The organism is Pseudomonas sp. (assembly GCF_037994325.1).
GTDB lineage: Bacteria > Pseudomonadota > Gammaproteobacteria > Pseudomonadales > Pseudomonadaceae > Aquipseudomonas.
Genome location: NZ_JBBNAH010000233.1, coordinates 1 through 1212 on the forward strand (window position 1 = coordinate 1; position 1212 = coordinate 1212).

The 1212-nt window shown below is 58.5% G+C and carries 1 protein-coding gene; it reads left to right on the top strand.

The window, feature by feature from the left end; genetic code table 11:
- Positions 1 to 203 precede the first annotated feature (203 nt).
- A partial coding sequence (locus AAAB16_RS07785) for a ribonucleotide-diphosphate reductase subunit beta (protein WP_340662834.1) occupies positions 204 to 1212 on the top strand: 1009 nt, incomplete at its 3' end.

Consider the following 1212-nt stretch of genomic DNA (forward strand, 5'->3'; position numbering starts at 1 on the left):
GTTCCACCCCTCGGGGCCGGGGTGAGGGGCAGCCCCAACACAAACCCCAACAAACAACACACCACCCCCAGGCAACCCACCGCCAGGGCTGGGATAAAACCAAAAGTCAGTCAATGCCTTTGCGTGCAAAAGCAACGAACTAGACTAGAAACTCACAAAGGCCCCCCGCCACCGGCGCGCGGCCGCAAGCGGGAGCAAACACCATGCTGAGCTGGGACGAATTCGACAAAGAAGACAGCGCCGAAACCGCTGCAACCACCGCCGCCACCGTCACCGACATGAGCCTCGACAAGCTCAACCAAGTCGGCGGTAACGCAGCGCTAGAAGCCCGCGCCGTAGACGCCAACGACTCCGACGCCGTAGCCCGCGCCAAAGCCTCGCTCAACGACCTGGACATCCAGGAAGGCCTCGACGACCTCGCCGGCACCAGCGCCCGCGTCCACGTCGGCGACAAGCAAATGATCAACGCCCGTGCCGACCTCAACCAACTCGTACCCTTCAAATACGACTGGGCCTGGCAAAAATACCTCGACGGCTGCGCCAACCACTGGATGCCGCAAGAAGTAAACATGAACGCCGACATTGCCCTGTGGAAGAGCAACGACGGCCTCAGTGAAGACGAACGCCGCATCGTTATGCGCAACCTAGGCTTCTTCTCCACCGCCGACAGCCTGGTCGCCAACAACCTGGTACTGGCCGTATACCGCCTGATCACCAACCCCGAATGCCGCCAATACATCCTGCGCCAAGCCTTCGAAGAAGCGATCCACACCCACGCTTACCAGTACTGCATCGAATCGCTGGGCATGGACGAAGGCGAGATCTTCAACATGTACCACGAGATCCCATCGGTCGCGAAAAAAGCCAGCTGGGGCCTCAAATACACCCGCTCCATCTCCGACCCGAAATTCGAAACCGGTACGCCTGAGACCGACCGCCAATTCCTGCGCAACCTCATCGCCTACTACTGCGTACTGGAAGGCATCTTCTTCTACTGCGGCTTCACCCAAATTCTCTCCATGGGCCGCCGCAACAAAATGACCGGCACCGCCGAGCAGTTCCAATACATCCTGCGCGACGAAAGCATGCACCTGAACTTCGGCATCGACGTGATCAACCAGATCAAAATCGAAAACCCGCACTTGTGGGATGCCGAAATGAAGGAAGAAGCTTCGCAGATGATTCTGCAAGGCACTCAGCTTGAGATCGAAT